Raw genomic sequence first — 24,489 nt, forward strand, 5'->3', positions numbered from 1 at the left:
ATGATCCGTAAAGAATTTTTATCGGTTCTTTCGAGTCTTGAATTGGGACGTAAGTCCCGATCCTTTAGGGAAAAAGTCGGAAGTGCGGAAAGTTCCAAACGAGGAAGAGGGCTCGATTTCAAAGATGTTCGGCTTTACGGTTTCGGAGATGACACCCGACTGATTGATTGGAACGTGACCTCTCGTTTCGGGGAATTGTATGTGCGGGAGTTTTACGAAGAAAAAGAAAGACAGGCAATTTTATTCTATGATATATCTTCCTCGATGGAATGGGGTTCGGGGGAATGTTCCCGAGCTGAAAATGCGTTCCAGGTTCTTGCGCTCATTTCCTTGCTCTATGTACAAAAAGGGAACCGAGTCAAGATCGTTCTTTATTGCGATAAGGCGGAATGGGAAACCGACTTTTTAAAATCTCGTGACGAATTGCTTCCGGTGCTGCGCAAAATTTCGGATAAGAAACTGATCCCGAGGAAATCGGAGCCGTTGTTTCCCTTTCAATATCTGAAAAATCGGATCCATAGACATGCGGAGGTATTTTTATTAAGCGACTTTATCGGGGTCCGTAACTTAAAGAAATACTCCAGTTTAAAAAAACATTATTCTTTGCACGCGATTCGATTCAGAGATCCCCTGGAAATGGATCCGCCTAAATCTTTATTGTCCTTTTTTTACACGCGCGATCCGGAGGAAACCAGAGGAGGATTACTCGGTAAGAGTCTTTCTCCCGAATTCGAATTAAAATCCTTACGTTCCTTTTTTCAGTCCTCTTTATTGGACCTGACCGAACACGAGTTGAAAACCGGGGACTTGATACGGTACTTTTCAAAATGAAAAAAAGTATTCGAATTATTATATATTCTTGGATTATAATATTATGTGTGGATTTAAACGCGAAAACGGTCGAGTTTCTTGCTCCGGAAAAAGTGCTGATTGCCGAAAAAATCCGGTACGAATTGAAATGGGATGCCGGAGAAATCAAAGACATCCAATTTCCGGAAACAAAGCTTTATTTTTTGGAAGATTCTCCGGATATCCCTTGGTTCGAAATTTTATATTCCGAAAGGAAAAAGAACTCTCTCACGGTGGACTTCGTTTTTTACGTTACGGGGGAATACCCGGTTCCGATTTCTTGGACGGACATAAACGGTAGAAAGGAATTTTCCGGAAAACGAGTTCTGATCGAATCTTCGATTCCCGATTCGGATGCGGGGCCTGCAGATATCATTCCGCCCTTGGCGTTTTCGGGTCCTTATCTGAGAAATTTACTCGTGTTCTTTATTCTTGTCGTGCTATTACTCGTTTTCGGAATTTATATTTATCGTATCTACACCCGCAAAAGCTCACCTCTGGACGCGATTATTCAATCGGAACCGATTCCGGAAAGAACGGAAATCTATGAAATTCGATTGAACGAACTTTTGAAACAGGAGTCGGTTCCCGCGCGTGATTTTGCTCGGTTATTATCCGGCTATATCCGTGAAAAGTCCGCGAGCCTTTCCGGAAGAAAAACTTCCGCTTTTACCGAAGCGGAACTCTTTCGTTTTTTGTACGATCAGTTTCCTTTCGAAGAGCAAGAACTTCAGTTCTGGAGATCGTATTTAACCGAAAAAAAATTCAGACCCGAAAGCACGTTCTTATCCAAGGAAGAGGCGGAAAAAAAGTTTCTACACTGGCGAGGAATTTGGGATAAAAAATGAATTTTGAATATCCTTACGCATTTCTCCTTTGGATTCCGATTTGGGTTTGGGCGTTTATATATTATAAAAACAAAATGTACTTAAAAAAAATGGAGGTCCGACTTCCGGGTAGAAGGGAGGGGGCACTTTCCAAGTTCGAGGATTTCGGAAAATTCTTGCCCGTACTTCGTCCGATCGCGATCAGTTTGGTGGTTGTTGCTCTTGCTGGACCGGGTAAAAAAACGACTTTTCTTCCCGATGAAAAAGAAGGAGTCGATGTCATGATCGCCCTGGATGTTTCGGGTTCCATGTCCCGAAGTCGAGATTTTCTTCCGGAGACGAGACTCGGCGTTTCCAAAAAGTTACTTCGAAGGTTTATCGACAAAAGAAAAAACGATCGTTTGGGGCTGGTCGTTTTTGCGGGTGCGGCGTATCTGCAAGCTCCTCTCACGGGCGACCGGGAATCCCTGAACGAAATTTTAGGAACGATCGAAGAGGAAACCGTTGCGGAGCAGGGGACTGCGATCGGAGACGCGATCATACTTTCCACGTATCGACTGAGAGCTTCTCAGGCTCGTTCTAAAGTGATCGTGCTGATTACGGACGGCGTTTCCAATACTGGTAAAATTGATCCGGTAACTGCGACGGATCTTGCGAAACATATCGGTGTGAAAATCTATTCTGTCGGAATCGGAAAAGAAGACGGTTCTTACGAAATCAATTTCGAAATCCTGCGAGAACTTTCCGCGAGCACGGGCGGTAAGTTTTTTCGGGCGGAAGATCCGGAGGAAATGAAAGCGGTTCTCGCTTCGATCGATTCTCTTGAAAAAGATCCTTTGCAGGCTCCTCCCCGAGAAATTCGGGAAACCGAATATGAGATTTGGCTCTACAGAGCCCTTGCCGTTTTGCTTTTGGATCTGATGTTACGGGCTTTTTTTCTCAGGTATTACGTATGATTCACGAGTTTTCCGCTTATCTAAAAAACCTATTTTTCGCTCTCGTGTTCGTGTGGATCATATATTCTATACTTAGAATATTCCTAATTTATAAAATAAAAGAATGGAAATTTTTTTATCCTGGTTTGGAGAGGACTTCCTCTTTTCCGGATACTCGTTTTGTGTTTGCAAGAATTCTGTTGATTTTTGCGACCTTGGTATGTTTCTTTTTTAGCGGTCTGAAAACGAAAACCAAGGACGAAAAAGAGAAGGAATCTTTCAAAGGAGTCGATATACTTTTCCTAGTGGACGTAAGCCTTTCCATGCAAGCGATCGATAGTCCTCCGACCAGATTGGCAAGATTCAAAGAAATCTTATTGCGTATGTTGCCTGCTCTTTCGGGAAATCGGTTCGGGATGATTGTCTTCGCCGGGAATCCGTTTTTATACTGTCCGATGACTTCGGACGTTTCCGCCTTTTCGGACTACGTGCGCGGTTTGGATGTGGACATGGTCGGGGATCGGGGGACGGATTTGAATCGGGCGTTCTTGAAAGCGGACGCGTTGCTCGAATCCGAAAAAGTTTTTCGGAATCGAATTTTGATTCTGGTGACGGACGGAGAAGATCAAAACGATCCAGATCCGGTTTCTTTTCCGGCCAGTTTTCAAGTGTGGGCGGCCGGGACGCAGGCAGGCGGCCCGATCGCTTATAACGACGAAAATTCTGGTTTAAAAGGTTTTCTTTTGAAGGACGGAACTCTGACGCCGGACTTAAATTCCCCCGAAATCATACATTCCAAGATGAATCGGATTTTTTTAAAGGATCTTGCCGATAGAAACGAAGGAACATTTTATTCCTTGGATTCAAATCCTCCGGACATAACGTCTTTTCAAAAGGAAATTCTTTCTTTGGAAGAGAATCTGTATTCCAGAAGTAAGGATTTGAAACGCGCGGAAGGTTCCGGTAAATTTTTGTTTTTGGCGATTTTTTTTCTATTGTTAGATTGGATTTTGGTGGAATTTTTCCTGTTTTCTAAACGGAAATCGGGAGTTCAAGTATGAAACGAATTCGTATATTAGAATATTTAATTATTCTGATTTGTTTCCCTTTTGCCGTCTCCTTGTTTGCGATCGAATTGGATCCGGGAGGAAATCGGATCGCCGAAGGATTGGAATACTACAATCAGGGAGAATATCTCGACTCTTTGAAGATGTACCGGGAAGCGGAGCCTTATTTTCCGGATGATTCCAGATTGGAATTCAATCGTGGCGCGGCGGAATTTAAATCGGGTAACATAGATAAGGCGATTGGTCATTTCGAAAAAGCCGCTAATTCTCCCTCTTCTTCTCCCGAGGTTCAGTGGAAGTCCAGATTCAATTTAGGAAACGGTTATATGCGCACCGGGGACCGCAAAAAGGCGGCGGAAGAATTCATCAAAGCCTTGAAGTTGAATCCCGATTTAAAAGAAGCAAGAAAAAATTTAGAATACCTTCGTAAAACACCTCCTCCTTCTCAGAGTTCCCCGGATTCCAATTCCCAGAGCCAGCCTCAGAACTCGGAAGATTCTTCCTCTCAAAGCCAATCTCAAAATTCCAAGGATAACTCGAAAAACGGAAATTCACCGATCGAAAAAAGTCAAAAGAAAGGATCCGCTACGGGCAGTCTCACCGAAGAGGAAACAAAAAGGATCTTGGATTCTTTGGATTTGAATAAGGTCCGTAGAAAGAGCGGGAAAAGCAGAGATAGAGAGGTTTTTTGGTGAAGAGATTCTGGGTTTTGCCTGTTTTGTTTTGGGCCGGATCTCTTGCGGCGGAAGAAACAAAATTCTACGTTACGCGAAACACATTTCATCTCGGAGAGGAATCCTATGCGGTTTTTGAAATGGATATGGGTTCCAGAGTTTCGATTCCTCAGAATTCTTTTTCCAGCGGGGATATCTCTGTTTTTTATGCGGGTTCGGAACAGAACACTACGATCGTCAACTTTCAGGTTTTTAGAAAAAAGCTTTTAAAGTTCAGGATCAAAGCTTCGAGACAAGGAGTTTTTACGCTTCCCCGTATGAGCATAGAAGTGAATGGTAAAAAATTCGTTTCCGATCCTCTTCAGATTCAAGTGCTCGAAAGATCTAAAACTACAAGGAGGGGAGGTTCTTTTTTTGATCGTTTCTTTCAGTTTGAGGAAGAGGATTTGCCCGAAAACGCGGATTTAAAAGTGATCTTTCAAACGAGTAAAAAAGAAGCCTGGATCGGAGAGCCGATCATCGGTTATTTTACGTTGTATTATAGGGACGTGCGCAAACCTTACTTCGATCGAAATCCGGCCGATTCGATTCAGTTTCCGTATTTCCGAAGCGAAGTTCTTTCCGGTGTCGCCGTAAAAGTTCCCGATCAAGTTTTATATGAAAGAAACATCTACGACGTCGCCGTATATAACAAAGAAATTTATTCCTTGGTTCCTCTCCGTGCCGGGGAATTTGATCTAGGCAAGACCACTTTTTCTTTGGAAGGTCAACTTCAGTCTTACTTTGATATGAAAACAGTCACCACGACAGCGAGTCGGATTCGTGTGAAGGAACTTCCCAAATTCGAAGGGAATTTCAGCGGAGGTGTCGGAGAATTCAAGGCTCGCGTAAAAATTGAAAACGACCCCAATACGGTCGAAACGGGAAGCACTTTGTATCTGAGCGTTGTCATCGAAGGAGAGGGTAATCTTTCCTCGGTCACGGAGCCTCTTTCGACTTGCAAAGAAGAAAAGAATTGCTCTTCAAAATTCACGTTGTATGACACATCCAAGTCTTGGAAATTTACCGAACTGAAAAACGGCGGTTACGGTTTTTATTCCGTTGCTCGTTTTGAATACGGAATTCCGATGGAGACGGTCGGAGTTTGGAGACAGAAGCCGAGGGATTTCGTTTTTTTCAATCCGGATTCTGGAAGTTACAAAACGATTTCTCTGCAGATTCCGTCGGTGAACGTTCTTCCTTCGACTCGGATGAAAAAAGATTCTAAAAGCGCGGGGTCTTCAAGTTCGATTGCCGAAAAAAGGAAGGTTCAAATTCTGTTTTTTCTTTTCGGATTTTTGTTCGTTACGATCGTCGCAATTTGGTTTCATGTTCGAAAATCGGATTCAACTTTTCTCATATCGCTCCCGATTCTTTTCCCGATCTTCGGGGTTCCTATTTTAAAAGAACTTGACTTACAAATGGGATCTAAAAGAGGCTTTGTATTAAGACAGTTTCTGCTTTCCAAGGGGATCTCCGAAACGGATGTTTCCTTCCTCGTAGAAATTTCCGGAGCCGGGCCGGAATTTGCATTTCGGTTGAATCTCAAGGATAAAAGGACGCTGCTTCGTATTGCGAATCGTATTTTAAAACATATAAAGGAGAGAGCTCTATGAGCGAAGAAATCAAAGGAAAAATTTCCGTGGAGACGGAAAACATCTTTCCGATCATTAAAAAATGGCTTTATTCCGAAAAAGATATTTTTATCCGAGAACTGGTGTCCAACTCAAACGACGCGATCACTAAGTTAAAAAAAATAGCGTTCTCCGAGGAATTCGAAGGAGGCACCGATTATAGAATCGATCTTGAATTCGATCAAGAAAAAAGGATTCTCACGATCGAAGACAACGGAATCGGAATGAGTTCCGAAGAGGTTCAGAAATACATCAATCAAATCGCGTTTTCCAGCGCGGAAGAGTTCGTAAAAAAATTTCAAGGGGATGGGGCTAAACCCGAAATCATCGGGCATTTCGGACTCGGTTTTTATTCCTGTTTTATGGTTTCCACGAAAGTAATTATAGAAACCAAGTCGTATAAAAAAGGTTCTACCGGAGTAATTTGGGAAAGCGAATCCGGAACCGAATTCTCTTTGCGTTCTTCGGATAAAACCGCAAGAGGCACTAAAATCACCCTTTATCTCGACGGGGATTCCGGAGAATATCTGGATCAATGGAAACTCAAGGAGCTGATCCGCAAGTACTGCGATTTTTTACCCGTTCCAATTTACGTCAAAAACGAACAAGCCAACAAACAAACTCCTCTTTGGTCCGAAGCTCCCTCTTCCGTAACTAAGGAAAAATACGAGGAATTTTACAATTATCTCTTCCCTTTTTCGGGAGAACCTCTCTTTCACGTTCATCTAAACGTGGATTATCCGTTCCGTCTACAGGGTATATTATACTTTCCTAAATTAAAACACGAACTGGATGTAAATCAATCCGGAATCAAACTCTACTGTAATCACGTATTCGTAAGCGATGACGCCAACGACTTGGTTCCTAAGTTTTTGACCGTACTCAAAGGAACGATCGACATTCCCGATCTGCCTCTGAACGTTTCCCGTTCGTATCTGCAAAACGATCCTTTGGTGAAAAAAATCTCCGCGCATATCGTGAAAAAAATCGCGGATCGTTTGAACGAGGAGTTTAAAAAGAGCGAGGAGGAATTTAGAAAGAACTGGGATGAGATTTCCATTTTCGTAAAATACGGAATGTTGACCGACGACAAGTTCTACGACGCCGCAAAGGATCTTGTGTTTTTTAAGACTTCGAGCGGGGAAATCGTTCGTCTCGAAGATTATTGGAATAAAAACAAGGACAGGAACAACGGGAAAGTGTTTTACGCTTCGGAAACTTCCTCCGTATATATGGACCTGCTTAAATCCCAAGGGCTTGAGGCGATTTTAGTCGATTCTAGAATCGATTCTCACTTTATTCAATTTTTGGAATCTAAAAATCCGGATATGAAATTTCAAAGAGCGGATTCGGAACTTGCGGCCGGAGTCGTGGATCAGGAACATTCTTCTTCGATTGTTGACTCGGATAACAAGACCGAGGCGGACCGGATCAAAGAATTTTTCGAGAAGATTCTGAAGCGGGACGGACTTGAAATCAAAGTGGAACCTCTCAAAGCGGAAGGAGTTCCGGCGGTTGTTCTTCTTCCGGAGCATCTCCGCAGACTGAGCGAGATGGGTGCGATGGGCGGTCAAAATCCCCTCGATCTTTTGAAGAATCATACTCTCGTAATCAACACTCGCTCCGCTCTCGTGAAGAATATTCTGGGATTGTCCAAAGGAATTCGTTCGACTAAGGCGGATAAGTTGGCCCGAACCGTATACGATATGGCCCTGCTTTCTTCTAAAATATTCGGTGAAGCCGAATTCTCCGAATACTTAAAACGAACTACGGAAACTTTGGAAGAGTTAAGCGCTTCTTGAAAATTCGGAAAAAAGGCTTGGAATTTCGAAGTCGGTCCGATACATATAGTGTGCGTTTTATGGATCGGCTTCGGATACAACTGTTTTTGGTTCTCTTGCTTTCCGGCAAAAATGTATTATTTGCTCAAAGTGTGCAAGCTCCCGTCTCCGGACCGGAGGAAAGCGAAGATGTTCATAAAAAGAACGCCGCCGCTCTCGATAAGGAATATTATGAATATTACTTCCGTACCGTCCCGGACGTAGACGCCCTCGAAAAAGCGAAGCTGGAATATAACCTAATCCGCTCCTTTAAGCTCGAACTCAGGAGAAGGGAACCTTCTCTGTCGCCTGATTATTTCAAACAGATCAAAGCGGCGAACATTCGCTATGAGAGAGTTCTGGCTGATTCCATTTGGATGCGCGGGATTCGAAATCAGATGCAACATATTCGATTTCAGGAATATATGTATATCGTAATTTACGATAAGTATTTCTTATATATCTCGTACGAAATGAATCCTTCCCGGTACGTAATGGAACCGTACCAGATGCAGCTGATATTTCAAAAGGAGAATCCCTTTTTTATCAAGCTGCCCGATCCTTGAAAATCCGATAATAAAATCCGCTTGCGAGTAAAATTCCCGAAAAACAAAGCCCCATCATCGAGAACATTTCTAAAAAGTCGAAATCGTTTATAAAAAGAGAATTCTTTTTAATTCTCGCCAGAACTTGAATTTTTCCGAAAGTCTCGAAAGTTTGTCTGCGTACTTCTATGCTATCTCCGACCCGAAGTCTTTGGTGTAGATTCTCGTCTACTTGTTCCGTGATTTCGTATAACTTCCCGAACTCATCGGGGACTCTATAGGAAACAAGATAAGCTCTTCTTCCCGGTTTCTCTATACGAACCGATTCCGTAAGGGTTCCGAAAACGGTCGGACCGGGTTCTCTCAAACTTCGATAAACTTGATCCAGGCGTTTGTTTTCGTTGGAGACGACGAGATAAAACGGAAGAAAGAATGAGATCGAACCGAATCCGATTGTAAAGAGTATTTTATAAAACGGAGTGGAATTAACAGTAGAATTCATGGAAACAAGGAATAGAGTTCTATCCGGATAGTTTCTAATTTCACCGGATTATTACAACCAGATAAAAGAACGTGAATTCGGTACAAAGGTTGAGAGTTAAAAATTTTTCAAAATCGGTTTTTTACTGATTTCTATAAAGAGTTCGTCCCAAAACCATTCGATCGTATCGGAATCTCCGCGGATCGCTGGAATTGTTCCTACGTTTTGGGACAGGCTTAAAATAGAATACCGTTCATTTGAACATAAATCCCGCGTTTAGACGCTCTATTGTATAGAGATGAATAGTAAAAATTTTTTTACAGTTTATCCGGAAATCAAATTTTTTTTAGGGAAGGACTTACCCGACAAATCATAACCGAAGACTTAAAAAATTGAATTTTTTTATAGATTTTTGCGGATTGGAATCCATGCCAGAAGACCAAAAAATCGCTCTGATTGCAATTGAAGCGAATAGAGTTTTTGAAAAATTAATTCTCTATCCGCTTCTGCTTCATTGAAATGGACGTTTGAAGCGGTTTTGTTAATCGAATCACGGAATTTTTCAACAACTCTAATATTCGCTCTACATAAAAACTCCCTTTTTATTCTACATTCCCAACCGCTATTCACTCGCATCTCGAAACCTAGGAACTTTTGCAAATCTTGTTTAAAAATTCAATTCGAATATTTTTTTCCTAAAATCTGTCTCACTTTGTTTCGCAAGTTCCAATATTTCCTACTTATCCGCGCGCAACACTGAAAAGCGCGTTGCGCACTAACCCCTAAACTAAAGCCAGTTTCTCCCTCAGAGAACCCTTTTTGCAAACACATACGGAAATGCCGATAATCCTCTGGGATCGGTAGTTTTACCCATCCTCGGAGGTCCATTTATTCCATCGTTGGATGGGATTAACGGGTTGCCCGTTCCAATAGAACTACCTGGCATAACTGCACTTCCTCCATTTTGAATACCCTGAATAACATGCCCCTGAAATCTATCCCTTCTTCTTAACCCGCCGATCCATTCGCTATCCGAATCCATCACCGACACAAAAGCTCGTCCCTGAACCGCAAAATGTCGAGCTTGATTTGTAATTGAGGTTCCCGGAGTGATGTCCGGCAATCGATGTTTGTAGAAACGAACCTTAACTCCAGAGAGTGATCCGCTGGAATTCGCAGCAGAACACGTGAAACTAATCGTTCTACTGGCAGACGAGAGGGCCGTGATAGCCAGGGTTGCATTTGCGGGAACTCCCCCAATTGCTTGTTGAAGCGTTCCAGTCATCCAATTCGTAAAAGAACTATGAACCAGATTATCCTCAATAAGGGCATCGATCAACTTTTGACAGGCTGTCGTATTTGCGAACGTCACAGTCAGAACGTTGCTTGAAATCGCATAACTGATTGCGTCGAAGTCGATCACATTCGTTCCAAGAGGATCATAACGAAAAGGTTTGTTCAACCAATACGAAACCAGATCCGGCATTCCACCGGCACCACTTGCATTGATCAATTGATCCGGACTGGCCAAACAAAACGCTGGAAAATCCGTAGACGGAGTTCGAATGTCGTCCATCCAAAACATTTCTCCAACGAACTTCCTTTCCTGCTTGAAGGTAACGTCAAGGAAGTTTTTGAAGAAAAGGTAAACTTGATTGATCCCCTTTACGAACTTCAAAGGATTGTTTGTATCTGGATTAATTCCAGCGATAATGTCGGAATGAAGATCAGTCACCAAACCGGTTTTCACGTTCGCCGCTTGTTTTGACTCTGTAACTTCACCGTCTTTGATACGATTTCCTTTAAGTCCGCGCATAATACGAAGGTCAGTTCCAAGCGAAACAGTTCCGGAACCGTTTACAGTGATGGTTCGTAGTGAAATATCACCGGCGACGAGAGAACCTTGACGACAAATTATTTCGTTAGAATCGTCTCTCCAAATGACCGGACCGTCAGAAGGAAGATTCGAAGGACTATCGTATGGAGTTTCCTGAAATTTGTGACGAACAACGAGAGTGAAAGTTACGTTATTTGGAACCTGGATGTTTGCCGTTGCAGGAATGCAAACTCTCTTTCCAAATTCATCGTAAGCGATCAAAGTATCAGTAAGGTCTACATGATTCGCTCCAGTTCCGATAACGATGGTTCCTCCGGAGTCGATACCAGGACCCCAAGCATCCATGTCGCGTTGAAGCACTGCGTTGGACTTTGATTCTTGTTCGTGAATCCAGTCTTCCGGAAAGACTCTCTTGCCTACACTTGGAAATGTAATTCCTGGGAGTTTATCCATTTGTGACCTCCTCATAAGTGGGGAAAGAAATTTCGATCGCTTCTATTTCTGTGTAGAGAACTGAAACGTTCGTTTTTTCGTTATTCTCGATCTGAGAAATCAGATCCTTTTTGATTCGTTTACAGGTACCGCTGAATAGTTCGTATTTTGCGGCCTTATCTTGAACGGAACTTGCAAGTTCTGAAATATCATCATCGGAATTTGATTTTGATTCACTTACAAGGGCTTGAAGCTTTAATTTTATCGAATCTCTACCAGCCGGTAAAGTTTCGATCCAAAGATTCGCTTGTTCCCGTAACACCGGCCAAGAGATCGGTTCATGTTTAGGATAACGCGCAAGAACGGTTTCGAGAGCTTCGTCGAATTTTGAATTGATTAGGGTGATTTTTTGAATTTTGTAGTTTGAAATCGTAAGAAAACCACATTGCAAAAGCTCTAATGTAGTTTTCGGAACGAGCTGATCGTTTTCGATTTTTTGATTCAGAGGAACATTGAATAAGCCTCGATCAGCTTTTTCGGAAAGGGAGAGTTCTTTCAAAAAACCTGATTCAAATTTGAAGCCTTCCGGAGGAAAAGACGTTCCGCGATGAATTCGCTTTTGTTTTTCCTCGGATTTTCCACGGTTAAATAATTCAACCTCAAGATTGATTGAATCGTTGCGATCGACAGGAAATTCTTCCTGAGAATCGATTGAGTAAACAAAAACCTTTTCCATATTGCTCCTAACAAGGAGCGATTAAGTAGTTGGCGCGTTATACGCTCTTTTTATTTCTAATAAATTGCGAATTCACGAACCTTTTCAGCTCGCCTTGTATGGAATTTTCCGGTTAAGGTTCCTCCCATAACAAACGGATCAAACTCGCCTCGATCTTCCCAAAGTTCGGGAACGTTTCCACCCACGTTTACGGCGTCCACCGCTTTACTCAATCTGATTCTGTCAAAGGAGTCGGAAAGTTTTGAAAATAGGAAACGGTATCGATTCAGAATATACTTTCGTGGAAGCATTCTACGATCCATTTCGGAACCCATTCTAAAACCGGATTTTCCTTCGTCGGAAGTATAGAGTTTTACGTATGAGATTTGATCCGAAGATAATCCTGTCGCGTATTGGATTACCTGACGTTTCGTTGCGACCGTCGGAACCGAGAGTCTGAAAAGCTTCCCGAGAAGAAGACGAGTTCTATATGATTCATCAGATTCCCCCGGAAGTTTTTCGATTCCGAAACGAACTCCCCAAAGAACCAGACCGGTTGTATCGGAAGTTTCGAGCCACATTTGACGATAAAGCCAACTTAAACGGGAATCGCGATCTTCCAAGATTTTCAGAATCGAATTTAACGCTCGATACCAAAGAGAAGAATTTCCGTTCTTCCGAATCGACGCGCGGAGATTCTTCCAAACGGTCGCGTCAAAATCGAACTGGAAGAAATCAGACATAGACCGTCCCTACAACTTGGAATCCGGAGCCGGGACTTGCTAAAGCACCGGCAGGAACGTCTATGTTTCCAAGAGGATTGAATTCCACATCGATACAACTTGGAAGAGCCTGATAAAGACTTTTCAGTTGAGCATCCACAAAATCCTGTCCTTCGGAAAGAGAAAGAAAGTATTCATCCGTGATTTGATCGAGAACGGATTTACTTGGAATCTTATCCGAAGAAGAAAATTTGACAGTCACCGTTTTGTTTATGACCGCTTCGTTGATGTTCTCTGCGGAAAGATGAGCGACTCCACCGGGATCGTTTTCCTCGGCATTGAAATGATCCTGAACTTGATTCAGTTGAGCGGATGTCAAAGAACCAACAGAACCTTGCAGAAGAATTTTTACTTCTCCGTCTTTTCCAAGTGTTTTCGCGCTTTTGAAAATAGCTCGTTTGACGAATGCGAAACTTTCCGCTTCGCTCGTATACCACGCCGGAGTCCATTTGGAAGAAACGCCTTCGGCGGTTTGAAGGCGGGAACGAACGGAAGTTCGGGTTTCACGGTATTGACCTTGTTGAATCGGATCTGATTCGAGATTCTTAATGTAGTCGATTCCTTCCGGCGGACTTTCTATGATCGAGATCGATCCCGGAACGACATTCCCCGCAGGACCGTCGATCATACACTGAACGAAGGCTTCGATCGTGAATTTTCCCTGAGCGTCTGCGGAGATCCCGGCGGGAAGAGTAAGTGAATCGATCAGAAAGAATCGGATCTTCTGATCTTCGTTTCCGGAAGTCGTTACAACCAAAGACTGAGGAATATCCCGATCGATGATCGGCTGAGTAGAGGAACCAATTCTTACCTTGATGATTGCGGGAAGAGCCGGTTTCCATTTCATACCGCGTCGGATTAAATGTTCGTGGAGCGCATCGTCCTCCGCAGTATGCGGGTGAATCGCTTTTTGAATTGAGATTAGATCGGTATCGATAAACGAGAAGACAGCGTTCGAAACAGCGCGTATGAGCGTGAACGTTTTGGAAGTTGGGCTGAATGAATGATTCTTAAAAACTCCGGAGGCTTTTATACTTTGCAGATGATCGGAAAGAACCTGATCCTTCGTTACATTTAGATTCAAGGACCGACTCCCGGGAAAGATTCCACAAACTGAATTGTAAACTCACCGAAAGAAGGATCTATTTGGATACGGAGATCCGGATTCGAAGTAACCATTTGCCATTCTCCGCAACGATTCGGGACTGTGGTCACCGCCTGCACTCTCAAATCGGGAATCGTATTTACGGAACGAACTCGAAGATCCGGATTTGAGGAAACGAGCATGATTCGACCATACAATTTCTTTCCTTGAAACATGCAGTCGTTGGAAACAGAACTCTCTGAAAAAAGTAGAACAGGAATCAATAATAGAATCAAAATAAATCTCTTCATCGTTTACCCCATCACAAAGCCCTGAATCGCTTCTCCGGTTTTGAGCTTAAAACTTACAACAAGTCCATTCTCAGAATTTAGACCAACATCGATTGAATTTGAGTCAATCATCGGGTGTAAATTTAGAATTCTTTCCGCGTCTCGAATTCGCGCGGCCTGATCCATAAACTCTGTGGAGTTTTGAGCGGCGCGTTGACGACTATAAATCTCCGGATAATCCAGATCGTCCGCGACCGTCATTTCAAACATTTCCCGAACTTCGGAAAGAACAATTCGAACCGGATTTAAATCGGTTTGAAAATCATCGTTCGAAGAATCCAAAACGAGATCGCCGAACGAGAGAGTATCATTTGCGAAATCAATCATCAGGTTCCTGCCTTCGGTTTGCTTGTAACCGCCGGACCGACCGGCGTATCCACATAATCGGTCACGTGAGTGGAGAGTCCCACCGAATTCGGAGTTTCCGAAAACGCGGTTACTTCCATCTTTGCGTCTACTTTTCCGCTGGTTTTGAAGTTACCTATTTGTTCCACGTCACCCATAATCGTGAACTTTTGCCCACCCAAATCAAGCAAAAATCCGGTTGGAGTAATGGAAATCTTGATTAGATTATTGAAATTTACGAATGCTTGATCTTTCGAAATATCGACTTCGACGGTATCCGCGATTTTGGTTTTGATTTCGTCCACCTTCTCAAACGCAAACGCTGTATAACGTTCCGATTTGTTGTTTCGCGCGATGAGCAAACACTTTGAGCCCTCTCGCGGAATGACCGGATCAGTCCAAGTTACGTCGTTTCGGAAAATGTCACCAACTTTTACCTTGAGCGTCTTGTTCACCTTGTCCACAGATTCTATGGTTCCGCTTTCCGGCCAATAAACCGGAAAGCCAAGAGTCCACGCTTTTACGACAAGATCGACTAACGATTGTTTTTTCATGGTTGCGGTCCAGTATAATCATTTCGGAATTTGCTTTCGTTTTTGGACGGCTTTGATCCCGATTTTTTCGGAGGTTCGAAGAAAAATCCGGGGTGGATTTCTTGACGATAACCGCCGATTCCGAACGTTTTTGTCACTTTCTCTACAAAAGATTTCGCAGTTCTCGAAGGTTCTTCCGGATCTATAACGTGGATGACTTGCGAGTGAGTGACCGGCGGATATCCGAACGTTACGAATTTTCCGTTATATCCGGATCCACAGTGTTCCATAAAGAGTTCTTTCGCTCTTTTTTCCGCGCCCGCTTTATCAAGCCCATCCACTTCAAAAAATCTTTCCTCTCCTGTTCCATACGATCCTTTGTATGTTGTCCCCGTTTTCGGGTTCTCACCTCGCACTGTGATTTTGATTTCTTTCTTTTCTCTTGCTATGAGTTCGTCTTGAATTATGTTGAAACCAACTCGAAACGCCGGAAAGTTTCCAGAAGGATTGGAAGATCCAGATGCGGAAGTATTTTGCGTTTTCTGGATCTTTTTGTTCTTCGTTTTCTCGAAAAGGTTTGGATGAACCAATGCCTTTTGAACAACAAGTTTCCAATCGTGAAAAAAAACATCCACACCAAGCGTTTCCTTTAACCGTGAAAGAGCATATCGCGCCGACTTTCCAGCACATTCAAGACTAATAATGGATGGAATATCTGAATCGCGAATTAGAATCGATACGTCAGTTTTTATCTGAGGATGAATACAATCGTTTAAAAATGAAAGCAGTGATTCGTTGCTATAACTTCTTGTCATAGTCTTTCGTTGGCAGAAAAAAAACGGGTCTACACATTTGATTGATAATGGGACGCTTTGACTGACTTCCAAAACGTAACCGCAGAACTCGGGGAAAAGTCCATATTGTTTGTAACCGGCTTTCCATTCTACTTTCGCAAATTTCTGAATGGAATCTTTCTTCAAATTTCTGTATTTCGGAAGTTTAATATTCAAAACATCGGTCGGAATTTCCCTTGAGGATTCGAGAACCACTTCCGACACAACCGGGAACTTGAGTCCGCCTATGCTCAATTCTTGTTCTAAGACGAGCATTTACATCATTCTCCTTTTTGCATTTACCAAATCTGATTTTTCTATCAGCGAGGGAATGAATAGAACGGAACCTATATTTTCATAAGGTTGGAGATTTTCGTTTGCGTCTCGAATCCTTCCGGAAAAATGTTCCGTTCCATAATAGGAGAGACTCAAACTTTCGTACGTATCACCGTCACGGATTGTATGATTTATATCGTCGGTTCGGGGAATTGGGATTTCGATTTGAACTCCGACTGGAAGGGATTTCCAACTGCTGAGGTGTGGGTTTGAATCAAAGATCAGTCTCCAAATTTCCCACCTGCCATAATATCTTGCCGCAAGACGTTGTAGTGTATCGTTTGGTTTGAGAACATAGAAAGAATTCATATAGAGGATTCCACGATCGAACGTTTCGCTTCTAAAGAAGCTTGATCCAAATCAATGTCATTGTCACTCAAGAAAACAAACGTTACAGGTTGGCTGTATTGAATGGTTGCGTTCGAAACTTGAATCGATTTGAATACTACATTCTTAATTCCTAATGCGTTCAGAAGGGAATGAGTGAGTCCGATAGATTCTGTGTTTTCCCAAATTCTTCGTATCTCTTTTACCTGCTGAATCATCGTCTTGATTAAGGGGTTGGAAGGGGCCGCAAGTAATCCCGCTCCATACACAGCCGCCAGTAACGTGGTTTCGATCGTGATTGTCCAATCGTCTTGACCCGTTAGTTCTTTCACTGTTCCGGATCCTCCGGGAATCGCTGTTAAAACGATTCTCTTCTCCTTCCGCAAGGTGAATTTTGTTCCGGAAGGGAATTCATAATCCGTTAGAATTCCTGGACTGATTACAAGTCGATCAGTGTCCCCGGTAATGATCTCCGGAGGAATGTAACCTGCTGGTGCAATTGGCGGTGTTATTCCTCCGATCATGCTGGAACTTCCTCATACCGGTCGAGTTCATCGAAGAGCGCATCCGCTAAAATTTCTCCAATCTGACGTTTGTTTTCTTTCCCGCCTCCGATGACGAGTTGTCCGATTAAACTTCCAATGCTGATTGTAGATCCGTTCTTTCCGGAAAGTATTCCTCCATCCTCTCCATCGGACTCTTCTTTGAGTCTGCGGATGATTCCTTTTTCGGGGTTCAAAACTTCGTTGAATCGTTGCATCACCGGTTTTAGACGGGGTGTTTCTGTTTCGATTCCGGATACGTATGTCGAGACGAAGGATCTTCCAAAATGACTGGTTTTTGATAGAGGGCCCTCTTTTGCATCCGATTGATTCACGTTTGGAACAACTCCTTTACCCCAAAGTGTATTAATTCCTTTCGTAATTGTGTTCACTCCAGAAAGCATTCCATCTTTAAAGGTATCCACAAATTTGAGTCCGTAGTCTTTCGCTGTTTCAACTTTCTGATCGAATGAACTTGCTACATCGATCATTGTCGTTGCAAGAAATGCTTTCCTCTGTTTCATTCCCAAAGCGAACGTATCCACAAACGCGGCCCCACTTCCGGTTAAATTGGATAGCGGTCCTTCATCCGCATTCGAGTGAGGAAGAAAACGAGCGATAACGCTCATTACGGAATTGACTGTCGTTTTCAAATCGTTGATTGAATCTAAGATTCCGAGACCGAACGCTTCAAACAAACTCAATCCGGACTCTTTCATCCGATTACGAATATTCCCGATTACATTACTGAGCGCGGACCAGATTAAACTTCCGAGGCCCAAGAACGGATTTACAAACGCTAATATTAGAGCTTCCTTAATTCCATACGGGAGTGAGTGAAACGCATCTACGACTTGAGAAACAAATCCGGTTACAAAATTCTTGAGCGTATCCCAGTGAGCTATGATGAGAGCCGGAACCGCTATCATCCAGGTTACGGGTAATGTGAGTAAAGCGAGACCATATACCAGACCCTTAACCCAAGAAGGAGAATCACTCCACATTGATTTGATCTGTGCGCCTGCGGATATGATTCCATCCCAGATCCCGAAAAGAAAATCCTTGATCGTAGACCAATGTTCGTGAATCAAAAGAGGAATTCCGATGAAAGGAAGAAACCCAGCTACAAGAAGTTTGACAAAACCTCCAAGACCCGCCCAAGTTTCTGTGATCCAAGTCCAGGCACCAACCGCCGCCGTTTTGATCTCATCCCAATAGGTTATAAGGAGTGAGATTCCGGCGATCGCGGCGACAACCCCGATCACGATCCAACCGAGCGGATTCGAAACGAGACCAAGATTCATCGCAACGGAGAGCGCGGTCCAAGCTCCTTTCAAAACGAGAAATGCACCGGCTCCGAGAGCGGCGGTTGTTGTGAGCATCAGAAACGTTCCGGCAAACTCCGCAAGTCTCGGATTCTCTTTTAGAAAATCGTTTACGATCGAAAGTCCATTCGCAAAAAGCGAAACGACTGTCTTGAGACCGGAATCTTCGATTCCTTTTCCAAGGATTTTTTGAAAATTCTCCCAACCTTCTGAGACACGTTTCATTTGAGTTGGAAGAGATTCGAGATTTGCTTGTTTTGCGATTTCTAGATAACGATAATCTTTGTTTTTACTGAGTTCTACAATTTCATGTATTTTATCTCCTAATTCGTCTGTCTTTGGTAGGAGAGTATTGATAAATTGTACGGCCTCATCGGAACCATACGCTTTTTTTATGATGTCCAACTCCCCTATATCCAAGGAGTTCCCAAATTTTTTACGAAGTTCTGCGAGTTGCTCTGACGTGTTTTTTAGTTTTCCATTCGCGTTGTATGCGTTCAGACCCAGTTTACTAAAACCTTCATTTAAATGAGTTAGATATGATTTCCAGGAAGTTCCCGCCACACCTGGGTCCATCGTGTTTAACAACATACCCAAAACAGCTGATTCTTCCTCAAGAGATATTTTTAGTGATGCCGCAGTCGAACCAATGCTCTTCATCGCTTGCTCGATTGTTTGACCATCCGCGCGGTAAACATTTGCAGCCCACGCAATATCATTCGCTATATTTTTACCAAACTCCACATTATCCATATCGGAGTATAGATGTTTGAATTGATGAAATGTCATTCCGAAGAGTTTTGACATTCCCTCAAAATTCCCTTTTGTTGCTATCGCGGCGTCTAAAACAGATTGTGTAAAATCTACTATTTCGGTTCCGTTTAAATCACTAACAGCCGATTTTAGATCATAGATACCAGTTAATATTGTATCGGTCGATTCTCCCATCCCCGACGACATTGAATATGCTGCTTTCGTTATATTATCAACTTCTTTCGAAGCGAGTCCGAGAGACTTGAGGTTCCCCTCCAGTTTGGATGTTTCCATTCGGGCATTGACAAAACTCATTGTGAGAGATCCGACGGCCAATCCGGCTCCGAGAAGCGCGCCGCCAACTTTCATGTTGCCAATAGCGCCCTCCATTTTCACGACATCCGAGTGTGTTTCTCCCAATTTTTTACGCATGGCGTCCCACTTGTCGTTAATTTCGTCGAGTTTGTTTGACGCTAAGTCGCGTAGAGTAATCACTACTCCGAGTTCAAAAATTGAGCTGTCCATGATTCCTCTCCTGTTCTTATTCCCCGTTAAACGCTCTGACGATTGCGCGGGCCATCGTATTGATTTCAATTTCCCGAATGTATTCCAATTCTGCGGCAAGTCGAATTTCGAATTGATCCCTTTCATCCCCGTCTTCTGGATATTCAAATTTCCGTCCAGGAAAATAGTGCATGGATAGAACTTCCAACGCACCAATTCCTTGTCGAAGTTCGTGAAGACGATTGTTTATAGCTTTTTTGCGGTAACCTCTTTGATGGTAGCAGTCAACTCAAGAAGCTTATTACTGAGCGGGAGAAATATCCCTGGAGAATCCTGCGCCCATTCGTTCAAAACTTCGATAGGAGGATACAAACAACACTGACCAACAAGCCGGTGAGCGACGTCGATTTGCTTTTCTTTTCTGGACTTTTCTAGTGTTTCTTCTACTTGAGTTTTGTTGGGAACTCGACAGATGATCTTTCTGTCTTCACCGACATCCAGCAAATGCAGCCCCCCTTTGCCAACGAAATGAAGTTTCATTTCCTCGATTTCGTTTTTGTGTTTAGAAAGAAAATCGTCATCGATAATTTTATAGGGGTTAGGAAGTTTCCCAACCGCTTCTTTGAGTGCCGGAATCGAGTCTACTAATTGATTCATATTGTTTTCCTTATATTCTAAATTTAGAAACTCTTAAGTAGTTTTTTCTGTCTTTACGCAAACGTGATGACCGGAATCGAGAGAAGCGCCAGTTCCAACGGAACCGCGATCGCTCCCGAGTTTCCGGATTTGATATCCGCGTTGTATTTTGTGATTTTGACCGCCGGAGCGATGTATTTGAAATCGGGTCGTCCTTCCGCTGTCAAAATCGCGGTGAGCGGCGCAGGCGGAAGTTTTTCAATCAGTCCGCCGTACGGTGCCGCGAGTAAAACCAAACGATCCAATTCCTCGAAATAGATTTCTGCGGACAGAGTTCGTTTGTAGTTCTTTGTGGTATATCCCACGACCTCGCCGGACTTTCCGTAGGTGAGTTCGATCTCGACGGCATGCTCGAATTTGAACGACGAAAAGTTCACCATGTCATAACCGAACAATTTAAACTCAAGGCCTGTGAAGCTATAGTTTTCCTTTACTACTTCTAATGCCATTTTCTAATCTCCTATTTTTGTGTTGCGAAGGAAGTTTCCCACTCGATCGCTTGGGTTCGATTGCTTACGAACATTCTACATTTCGCTCTCAGAATCCGATCCACTTTGAACGTTTTGTTCGGATCTAAGACGATCTCGTGTCCGGAAATTTCCTTTCTTCCGGGCGCTTCCATCTCTGCGGAGATTTTGGAATCGATGTAGGTTTTGAGATAATCGAGACCGCCGGAACCGGAATCGACTTCCGTATCCATATTCAGGAATTGAAGAGATTCGCGGTAAAGAATGCGGTGCATCTTGTCCGCACGTCTTCTCTCGGGCAGTTCTTTGAAATCGGAAGAGCTGACCGCTTTGATCTTGTCGCGTGCTACGAAAATCCCTTCGTAGTCATCGTATTCTTTAAGGACCATAAGACCCATGTCGTGTAACAGATCCATGTAGTCTCTGTATCCCTCGTTCCAATAACGGACCTCGGAGAAAGTTAAAGACCGCATGTCTTTCACATAACCGATCGAAACGTTAACCGGAGCCGCGGCGATTTTTGCGGTCGCCATGGTCGCGAAGTTTCTCCATTCTCCCATTGTGTTTCCGGCTGATTTCACTGCGGAAAATCCACCGGCGGCTTTGACTCCACCCGGAATGTAGCGAGCTTCTCCGACGGCTATCATCACTCTTCCTTTCGGAGACGAGAACGGATCGAATTCGTCTTGGATGTATTGGGAATACTGTGGAACGGTTTCCGAATCATTCTTTCCGCGAGCTTCGAGGATGATAAAGGAAGGGAGGTGATGCAGGGTTTCCATCTCTTCCAAAATCGCGTTGCACGACATCGCAAAAGCTCGCGTTGCAGGACCGAGAACGTGAATCCAGTAGGACCGGTATTCTCTTTTCAGTGTTTCGACTGCGGTAAGTCGGGACGCGGTGGATGCGGTCGGTCCCGAAATCGGAAACGTATACGTGTCACCCGAAACAAATGTGTTTGTTGGAGTGGACGCATTCACGAAAGTTGCCGTAACTCCAACATCGAGAGAGATCGGAGAACCGGAAGCGGGCGTTATGATCGGAGACGAAAAGTTTTCTCCACCGTCTGTAGACTTACGGTATTCTGCGGTTCCGTGTGCGCCCGATTTTGTGATTTTCAGAACAACGTTTCTGTTACCTAATGGAGTTCCAGCAATTGTCGGAAGAGCAGCTAAACCAGTGCCGGTTTTCGTCGGAGTTCCGACAATTCCAGCGATGTCGCTCTCGGGACGAACACAAAGAACCGGAACCGGTTTTTGTCCTTTCGATTCGTCGAACTCTTCAAAAAATTGTTCGAGAGATCTTACAAGTTCGCCTCGACCAAACACGTCCCGCGCCTGTGGTGCGTTATTGATTATGTAAATTCGATTTGCGTCTCCCGTTTCTGCGGTTCCTACTTTGGAACCGACACGATCCGGTTTTACGTCGCTAAAGTTGATTCCACCGTCTTGGTGATATGTGGAAACATCGCCTGTTGCCATTCGTTCGCTCCTGTTTTCGGAGCGAGTAAGTAGATTTTATCGCGCGTTATCCGCGCTCTTTATTTTTTTTCGTCGGCGGAGACAACTTCTTTTGGTGTCCGCGCTTTGACAAGTCCTTCATCGGAAAGTTTGAGTCCTTTCGCTTGACTGAAACTTTGTCTCGGATCTGCATCACTTACTTTTTCGAGCGAAGACCCATCCGGTTTTACTCCCGCGAATTCTTGAAAAGTCGCAGTCAGATAATCTTCCTCTATATCACTTTCCGGATCAAGTCGTAAATGTTCTTTGAATCCTACCGCAAGTGCCGGCCTGATTTTGTGTTTTTGAATAAACTCGTCTGCTTTCATAATTCCTCCGAACTTACTATTTCCGTTGGCTCCTCGATTTCAAAAGTTCCCGAAGCCAACGTAGGAACTTGCTCCACTTCAAAAATTCCGTCTTCGAAAATCACTTCCAGGTAAATCTTGTAGAGACTCAAACGTTCCGCTGGATCGGTAACGAGAGCGGTTTTTCCCGGCCGGATTTCTACGGTTGCACCTTGCGTGGTAGCATAACGTTCATTTTTTGCGATATAGATCAGGGCTTGATCTACGATTCCGGAATCAATTGGACTGCCTGTAAAATCTCCTTTGGAAAGAAGATCTTGCTTCACATTGTTTAACCAGAAATTCAAAACGTATTTGTATTCCTGTTTGTAATGCTCCTTCAGGTATTGAAGATTTTTTACTCCGTCGATCATCGTAGGTTCGAGTCGCTCGGTTCTTCGTCCGTTTCGTTCCGGTTGATTCGGAGAATGTTCGACGACACAAAACGGAACCAATTCCTGAAACTTGTCATCCGGCGGATGAACTTCGAAAATCCGATCGTTCGGAATGAGTTGACGCGGTTCCGTTTCGGGTGGTTCCGGACTCGCTTGAATCGACCGAATCAAATTCTTTAGGTATTTGATATGTCCGATTTTCATTGTTTCATAAACTCCCGCATTCCGTTTTTGTAATTTTCTTTGAACTGTTCGTAACCTTCGTCAATGGACGGTCCAAGAACCGGACGCGCTGGAATTCCACCAGCTTCATATCCGAACTCGTGGGCTCTCGCATATTTAGCGTTCGTTCCGACGACAGCCTCATATTTTCCGAGAGTCGCAACTTCGAAACTTTTCCATAAATCTTCCGATTTACTCTTGTCTCCCTCGATCAAAAACCTTGGATCGAACCCCTTTTTGGCCTTTCTGGCAATCGTCTCCGGATGCAACGCTTCATATTGAGAAACGTATTTTTGATCTCGAAAACCCTTCGTAATGAGTGCCTGTAAAAGATATGCGTTTTTAATATTCGCGCTTCCGATACAAGATTGAAGTTTGTCGGTTGCGTTTCGAAACAAGTTCTTCAAGTTATCTTTATACGAAATTCCGCTCATCTTAAAAAAACCTGATTTCCTTTTTCCGGCAGATTCAAACCGATCACAATCACAGAAAAGTTTCCACTGTGTTTCCCCGGTAAAAACTTTTCAATCCTCCACGCGAATTTCGCATGTTCGTCGGTGATAGCAATCTCCAAAGGAATCGTCCCGCGAAAGATCCGACAATTTTGATCCAGTTGATTCGATACGGATTCGATTTCATCGAAAAGAATTTCCGCAATCGCATCGTAACCTTGTCTTTCTCCTCCCGTTCCTTTGGTTTCCGTTTGAGTATTGAAATCAAAATATCCTCGAACACGTTTCAATCGAGTCCAGTTTGTTTTTCGAAACGAGTTTAACTCGTTGTCACCGACCGCAGTTTCCAGAGTCGATTTTAAGATCGTGAAATCTGCATTTGTGTGTTTTAGATATGAACGCCTTAGCATTCCTTCTACACTCATGCAAATATCGACCCCGGTTCAGGCGACCTTCCGAAAAGAGTTACATACGCCCGATTTCGAAATGAGGCGGCTTTTTCGCCACGCTCTTCCGAGGAAAGTTTTTGCATCTTCCTACGTTCTCCATTCTGACCGCCTACTTGGAATTCCATAGGGTCAACGACGTCTAACAGTCCATGTTCCTCGATGATTTCCGCTTTTACCAAAAGGACTTCCGCTCTCCGAAGCTCCCGCGGAAAAGGAGCTGCCGGAACGGAATAGCCCCAACTTTGAATGAGTTTCAACGCGTTATCCGCCACCGATTCCAAAAACTCCTCGAATTCTGTTTTGTCGGTTGTGAGTTTTACGGAATCGTTCATATCCAGGTCGGAGGGTTTTACTCCGACGAGCGCTTTGAGGTCAGATAACACGTTGATCATT

General features: G+C 43.6%; 29 protein-coding genes. 8 read left to right on the plus strand and 21 right to left on the minus strand.

The features are described from left to right. The 8 genes from FHG67_RS19630 to FHG67_RS19665 are packed head-to-tail and all read left to right on the plus strand — an operon-like array spanning position 1 to position 8,411. A complete protein-coding gene (locus FHG67_RS19630; RefSeq protein ID WP_002625186.1) occupies positions 1–831 on the plus strand; it encodes a DUF58 domain-containing protein in 831 nt (276 codons plus the stop codon). Continuing rightward, entirely contained in the window at positions 828–1,697 is an 870-nt protein-coding gene (locus FHG67_RS19635; RefSeq protein WP_004500659.1) for an LB_053 family protein, read from the plus strand. The genes FHG67_RS19630 and FHG67_RS19635 overlap by 4 nt, the downstream gene beginning before the upstream one ends. After that, the gene (gene batA / locus FHG67_RS19640) at positions 1,694–2,632 is read left to right on the plus strand and encodes a VWA domain-containing protein BatA (protein ID WP_002625205.1); all 939 of its coding nucleotides are present in this window, start codon (positions 1,694–1,696) and stop codon (positions 2,630–2,632) included. Before FHG67_RS19635 ends, batA begins: the two co-directional genes overlap by 4 nt. Further along, on the plus strand, positions 2,629–3,672 hold the full coding sequence (gene batB, locus FHG67_RS19645; RefSeq protein ID WP_004502670.1) for a VWA domain-containing protein BatB: 1,044 nt from the start codon (positions 2,629–2,631) through the stop codon (positions 3,670–3,672). The genes batA and batB overlap by 4 nt, the downstream gene beginning before the upstream one ends. Beyond that, positions 3,669–4,373 (plus strand): TPR repeat-containing protein BatC, encoded by a 705-nt coding sequence (gene batC / locus FHG67_RS19650; RefSeq protein ID WP_142499938.1) that lies wholly within the window; start codon positions 3,669–3,671, stop codon positions 4,371–4,373. The genes batB and batC overlap by 4 nt, the downstream gene beginning before the upstream one ends. Beyond that, a complete protein-coding gene (locus tag FHG67_RS19655; protein WP_172616540.1) occupies positions 4,370–6,007 on the plus strand; it encodes a BatD family protein in 1,638 nt (545 codons plus the stop codon). Before batC ends, FHG67_RS19655 begins: the two co-directional genes overlap by 4 nt. After that, positions 6,004–7,827, plus strand: coding sequence for a molecular chaperone HtpG (htpG, locus tag FHG67_RS19660; protein ID WP_004500627.1), 1,824 nt, complete (start codon positions 6,004–6,006; stop codon positions 7,825–7,827). The genes FHG67_RS19655 and htpG overlap by 4 nt, the downstream gene beginning before the upstream one ends. A gap of 17 nt (positions 7,828–7,844) precedes the next feature. Beyond that, on the plus strand, positions 7,845–8,411 hold the full coding sequence (locus FHG67_RS19665; RefSeq protein WP_026054406.1) for a hypothetical protein: 567 nt from the start codon (positions 7,845–7,847) through the stop codon (positions 8,409–8,411). Here the strand turns inward: FHG67_RS19665 and FHG67_RS19670 are convergent. The 21 genes from FHG67_RS19670 to FHG67_RS19765 form a co-directional block, all read right to left on the minus strand. Further along, positions 8,392–8,892 carry a hypothetical protein gene (locus FHG67_RS19670; protein ID WP_004497448.1) on the minus strand — a complete coding sequence of 167 codons (501 nt, stop codon included), beginning with the start codon at positions 8,890–8,892 and terminating at the stop codon, positions 8,392–8,394. The genes FHG67_RS19665 and FHG67_RS19670 overlap by 20 nt on opposite strands. A 784-nt stretch (positions 8,893–9,676) precedes the next feature. Continuing rightward, positions 9,677–11,161 carry a hypothetical protein gene (locus FHG67_RS19675; protein WP_004501535.1) on the minus strand — a complete coding sequence of 495 codons (1,485 nt, stop codon included), beginning with the start codon at positions 11,159–11,161 and terminating at the stop codon, positions 9,677–9,679. Beyond that, positions 11,154–11,876 carry a hypothetical protein gene (locus tag FHG67_RS19680; protein ID WP_004498892.1) on the minus strand — a complete coding sequence of 241 codons (723 nt, stop codon included), beginning with the start codon at positions 11,874–11,876 and terminating at the stop codon, positions 11,154–11,156. The genes FHG67_RS19675 and FHG67_RS19680 overlap by 8 nt, the downstream gene beginning before the upstream one ends. Before the next feature lie 56 nt (positions 11,877–11,932). Beyond that, entirely contained in the window at positions 11,933–12,598 is a 666-nt protein-coding gene (locus tag FHG67_RS19685) for a hypothetical protein (RefSeq protein ID WP_004501519.1), read from the minus strand. Continuing rightward, positions 12,591–13,721, minus strand: a complete 1,131-nt coding sequence (locus tag FHG67_RS19690) for a baseplate J/gp47 family protein (protein WP_142499602.1) — start codon at positions 13,719–13,721, stop codon at positions 12,591–12,593. Before FHG67_RS19690 ends, FHG67_RS19685 begins: the two co-directional genes overlap by 8 nt. Then, positions 13,718–14,032, minus strand: a complete 315-nt coding sequence (locus FHG67_RS19695) for a 7(1) septoil knot domain-containing protein (RefSeq protein ID WP_004498874.1) — start codon at positions 14,030–14,032, stop codon at positions 13,718–13,720. Before FHG67_RS19695 ends, FHG67_RS19690 begins: the two co-directional genes overlap by 4 nt. 3 nt (positions 14,033–14,035) lie before the next feature. Then, entirely contained in the window at positions 14,036–14,398 is a 363-nt protein-coding gene (locus FHG67_RS19700) for an LIC10183 family protein (RefSeq protein WP_004498902.1), read from the minus strand. After that, positions 14,398–14,970: a hypothetical protein gene (locus FHG67_RS19705; RefSeq protein WP_004498866.1), complete on the minus strand. Its 573-nt coding sequence runs from the start codon at positions 14,968–14,970 to the stop codon at positions 14,398–14,400. Before FHG67_RS19705 ends, FHG67_RS19700 begins: the two co-directional genes overlap by 1 nt. Further along, positions 14,967–16,058 carry a hypothetical protein gene (locus tag FHG67_RS19710; protein ID WP_004501511.1) on the minus strand — a complete coding sequence of 364 codons (1,092 nt, stop codon included), beginning with the start codon at positions 16,056–16,058 and terminating at the stop codon, positions 14,967–14,969. The genes FHG67_RS19705 and FHG67_RS19710 overlap by 4 nt, the downstream gene beginning before the upstream one ends. Further along, positions 16,059–16,427 (minus strand): tail protein X, encoded by a 369-nt coding sequence (locus FHG67_RS19715; RefSeq protein WP_004498896.1) that lies wholly within the window; start codon positions 16,425–16,427, stop codon positions 16,059–16,061. Continuing rightward, complete coding sequence (locus FHG67_RS19720; RefSeq protein WP_004498912.1) at positions 16,424–16,969, minus strand: DUF6046 domain-containing protein; 546 nt, start codon at positions 16,967–16,969, stop codon at positions 16,424–16,426. The genes FHG67_RS19715 and FHG67_RS19720 overlap by 4 nt, the downstream gene beginning before the upstream one ends. Continuing rightward, positions 16,966–19,590, minus strand: a complete 2,625-nt coding sequence (locus FHG67_RS19725) for a phage tail tape measure protein (protein WP_004501534.1) — start codon at positions 19,588–19,590, stop codon at positions 16,966–16,968. The genes FHG67_RS19720 and FHG67_RS19725 overlap by 4 nt, the downstream gene beginning before the upstream one ends. A 16-nt stretch (positions 19,591–19,606) precedes the next feature. Then, the gene (locus FHG67_RS21900) at positions 19,607–19,762 is read right to left on the minus strand and encodes a hypothetical protein (RefSeq protein WP_004501516.1); all 156 of its coding nucleotides are present in this window, start codon (positions 19,760–19,762) and stop codon (positions 19,607–19,609) included. Between the two features lie 53 nt (positions 19,763–19,815). Then, positions 19,816–20,226, minus strand: a complete 411-nt coding sequence (locus FHG67_RS19730; protein WP_004498843.1) for an LIC_10177 family protein — start codon at positions 20,224–20,226, stop codon at positions 19,816–19,818. A gap of 53 nt (positions 20,227–20,279) precedes the next feature. Beyond that, complete coding sequence (locus FHG67_RS19735) at positions 20,280–20,714, minus strand: hypothetical protein (RefSeq protein WP_004501550.1); 435 nt, start codon at positions 20,712–20,714, stop codon at positions 20,280–20,282. Positions 20,715–20,725: 11 nt separating this feature from the next. Then, the gene (locus FHG67_RS19740; RefSeq protein ID WP_004498860.1) at positions 20,726–22,213 is read right to left on the minus strand and encodes a DUF2586 family protein; all 1,488 of its coding nucleotides are present in this window, start codon (positions 22,211–22,213) and stop codon (positions 20,726–20,728) included. 59 nt (positions 22,214–22,272) lie between these two features. After that, complete coding sequence (locus FHG67_RS19745) at positions 22,273–22,560, minus strand: hypothetical protein (RefSeq protein ID WP_004501545.1); 288 nt, start codon at positions 22,558–22,560, stop codon at positions 22,273–22,275. Further along, the gene (locus FHG67_RS19750; RefSeq protein WP_004501537.1) at positions 22,557–23,177 is read right to left on the minus strand and encodes an LIC10173 family protein; all 621 of its coding nucleotides are present in this window, start codon (positions 23,175–23,177) and stop codon (positions 22,557–22,559) included. Before FHG67_RS19750 ends, FHG67_RS19745 begins: the two co-directional genes overlap by 4 nt. Then, a complete protein-coding gene (locus tag FHG67_RS19755) occupies positions 23,174–23,629 on the minus strand; it encodes a phage virion morphogenesis family protein (RefSeq protein ID WP_004501526.1) in 456 nt (151 codons plus the stop codon). Before FHG67_RS19755 ends, FHG67_RS19750 begins: the two co-directional genes overlap by 4 nt. Continuing rightward, complete coding sequence (locus tag FHG67_RS19760) at positions 23,626–24,072, minus strand: hypothetical protein (RefSeq protein WP_004501514.1); 447 nt, start codon at positions 24,070–24,072, stop codon at positions 23,626–23,628. Before FHG67_RS19760 ends, FHG67_RS19755 begins: the two co-directional genes overlap by 4 nt. Beyond that, positions 24,069–24,488 carry a hypothetical protein gene (locus FHG67_RS19765; RefSeq protein WP_004498889.1) on the minus strand — a complete coding sequence of 140 codons (420 nt, stop codon included), beginning with the start codon at positions 24,486–24,488 and terminating at the stop codon, positions 24,069–24,071. Before FHG67_RS19765 ends, FHG67_RS19760 begins: the two co-directional genes overlap by 4 nt. Position 24,489: the final 1 nt, after the last annotated feature.

The sequence above is a fragment of the Leptospira weilii genome (assembly GCF_006874765.1).
GTDB lineage: Bacteria > Spirochaetota > Leptospiria > Leptospirales > Leptospiraceae > Leptospira > Leptospira weilii.